This window comes from Mesorhizobium sp. M7A.F.Ca.CA.004.06.1.1 (assembly GCF_003999135.1).
Taxonomy (GTDB): Bacteria; Pseudomonadota; Alphaproteobacteria; order Rhizobiales; family Rhizobiaceae; genus Mesorhizobium.
This window is the reverse complement of sequence record NZ_RZPQ01000718.1, coordinates 1-1,351: the sequence shown is the minus strand read 5'-3', so window position 1 is coordinate 1,351 and position 1,351 is coordinate 1. Positions and strand designations below refer to the sequence as shown.

Annotated in this window: 1 protein-coding gene; it reads right to left on the bottom strand. The window is 64.2% G+C overall.

The genetic code is table 11. The features are described from left to right. Window positions 1-6: 6 nt before the first annotated feature. Window positions 7-1,179 (bottom strand): efflux RND transporter periplasmic adaptor subunit, encoded by a 1,173-nt coding sequence (locus EN906_RS28960; protein ID WP_127266906.1) that lies wholly within the window; start codon window positions 1,177-1,179, stop codon window positions 7-9. Between the last annotated feature and the right edge of the window lie 172 nt (window positions 1,180-1,351).

Below are 1,351 nucleotides of genomic sequence, written 5' to 3'. Positions count from 1 at the left end.
CTCTTGCTACTGCGTGCCGGCCGTCGCTTCGCCGAGCAGCTTCTTGATGATCGCTTGGTCGGCCTCGACCGGATTGACCAGATCGCCTTCCTTCACCAGTTCCTGGCCGGCGACGATGATGCGGGCGTCGGCCGGTATGCCGCCGAGGACGAGGCCTGTCGGCGTGTCGTCGACGAGGTCGATGGGGAAGAACGCCACCTTGTTGTCCTTGCTCACGGCACGGATGCCGAGGTCGCCCTTGTCGCCGAGCGTCACAACCGAGCGCGGCAGCAGCACCGCGTCGGTCGGCTGTGCGTTGAGCGCGATTTCCGCCGTCATGCCGGCCGGCACGGAGCCGTCGGCATTGGGGACGGCAACCTCGACGCGGAAGGTGCGGGTCGCCGACGAGGCGTCGCGGCTGATGTAGCGCACGGTGCCTTGGACGGTCTGGCCGCTGACCAGCCGTATGGTGGCCTTGTCGCCGAGCTTGAGGTAGCCGAGATCGCGCTCGCTGACTTCGCCGCGAGCAATCACCGGATCGAGCTTGAGGATGGTCGCCACCTCGCCGCCTTGCATGATGGAGCTGCCAAGTTCCACCGGCACCCGGTCGATAACGCCGTCGAAAGGCGCCTTCACCTCGTTGCGGTCGAGTTCGGCCTGTGCCGTTTCCAGTTGCGACTGCGCCGAGGTCAGGTTCGAGCGCGCGGTGTCGAGCTGCAGCTTCGGCAGATTGCCTGATTTCATCAGCCGCAAGGCTGCGTCCAGCTCGGCCTGACGCTGCACCACCAATTGCTTGGCGTTGTCGACCATCGAGATCTTTTCTTCCGCCGCAAGCATCAGCACCAGATCCCCCGTCTTGACGTGATCGCCTTGCTTGACAGGCAGCTTGTCGATGACACCGGCGACGCGCGTCGCCAGCACCGCCCGCTTGTCGGCTTCGGTCAGCCCGGAAATGCGGATGGCGCGTGCATAGGTCTTGCGTGGCGGCGTCACCACAGCGACCGTGCGCAGCGGTGCCTTCGGCTCGGCTTCCGCCTGCTTCGGCTTCGCCGCATCGGGCGCCTTGGCCTGTTCGGCTTCGGCTGCCTTGGCTTTGTTGGCGGCTACGCTGCCGACTGACGAAAACTCGCCTGTCGCCATCCACGCCGCGAAACCAATGAGCACAACAACGGCTGCAAGCTTGTGAAACCTGATTCTCATCGTCGTTTTTTCCACTGCGGGTTCGGCCAGCGTCCTCATAACGCGGGCGCGTCGCCGATATGGGTGCGCGCCGGGCCGTGTTCAATTTGCCGTGATCGGCGAAGCGCGCTTCTACATCAAAGTTGCACCGCAATATAGTCTGAAAGTTGCAAGATCATTGCGCCACCGGGCA

Bases quoted from the DNA above. Each gene is read 5' to 3' on its own strand.
- EN906_RS28960 (WP_127266906.1), bottom strand. From the start codon at position 1,179: ATGAGAATCAGGTTTCACAAGCTTGCAGCCGTTGTTGTGCTCATTGGT.